This is a genomic window from Weissella paramesenteroides ATCC 33313, assembly GCF_000160575.1.
Lineage (GTDB): Bacteria > Bacillota > Bacilli > Lactobacillales > Lactobacillaceae > Weissella > Weissella paramesenteroides.
The window spans coordinates 183719-185100 of sequence record NZ_GG697128.1; the positions used below are offsets into that span (position 1 = coordinate 183719).

Here is a 1382-nt window from a genome sequence, read left to right on the forward strand (position 1 = left end):
CTCCAAGAACGCCAATTCTTGGGGCTTTTTTTTGCATTCATATTTAATTTATGATTTTAGTTTACCATAGCAAACCCTTTCATGAAACAATTAATTAATATATTTTATCCTATCAATCATCTTTAAACCATATAAATAATAGAAAGCACTGTGTTTTTCACACATAATTAAGTCACCATTGAACAAACGCTAATTTGAACAATGTTACAATTACCTTTACAAACACTATTTAACAGGACATACCATTTCTAATTTCTAACGTACCACAAGAATTAAAAAAGAAAATGAACCATTAACCAACATCGTTCAATCAGCTTTAATTACATAATTTATATTTCAGTATAATGATACAATTAGCCTTAGTAATTACATTTTAGAGAGGATTTATCTATCATCTATGAGTCATTTATTATCAATAATATTTCTTGGAATATCATTAATTAGCCTATGTATTTTAATATGGTGTCTTTTATTAAATTACATAAATAAAAACAAGATACTAAAAAACAAAAAAATTTCCAAGGCTAATCGGAAAAATACCCATAAAAAATTAAATCAATATTTTCCGGAACAACAACATTCTAAACACAAGACGCTAATCTACACAATATTCAGTTTCACAATACTTATATTTTTAGTAGAATACTCGCTGAGAATTCCTACAAAATTTTTATGGATATTTGACATTCTATTACTTTTAACTGGCTACATATTTTACTCATGTGGTATAGCTACATTCAAAAAAAAGCAGGTACTTTACCAGTACGCTGCTCAAGATCAAACTTCATTATTCTCAGAAAACGAAAAAAAATATTTTGATGAAATGCTGGTTGTTTTAGCAAAAACAACTAATCTTTTTAACAAATGGGGATTTATAACTTTATTAACTTGCGTACTATCTGTGATTTTTAATCATTGATTCTTATGCAGCTGATGCCACCATAAGCGTCATAAACAATATAATCATAATAATTATGACAATTTGATTACTTGTTTTTTGAGACACATCTACTTGCAGTCCTGCTGCAACTTTTTCAACGCTGTTCTGAACTGCTTCATACATTGTTTTTACTTTGTCTTTCAAATTATTCAGATCAATTGTTACCTCAAATTTAATTCCAAATTCCGCATCCAATGACTCGTTTTTAAGAGACTTTACTACTAATTCCAGAGTTAAGCTTTTGCCATCCGTACCTAAAGTTAAGATACGCAATTCACCATCCATAACATCTCCAGCAATACTAATACCTGTTGACGATAATGATAAATCAAGCATTTTTTCAAAAGCGTTAGTTGGTAAATCAATTCCAAATGTTTTAAGTACTTTCTTTAAACTTGCTGATTCTAAATGACCATTGGTTATTTGAATGGCATGATTACCA

1 protein-coding gene is annotated in these 1382 nt (G+C 28.6%); it reads right to left on the bottom strand.

What is annotated here, in order from left to right; translation table 11 throughout:
- Positions 1 to 922: 922 nt before the first annotated feature.
- A partial coding sequence (locus tag HMPREF0877_RS00860; RefSeq protein ID WP_002827201.1) for a hypothetical protein occupies positions 923 to 1382 on the bottom strand: 460 nt, incomplete at its 5' end.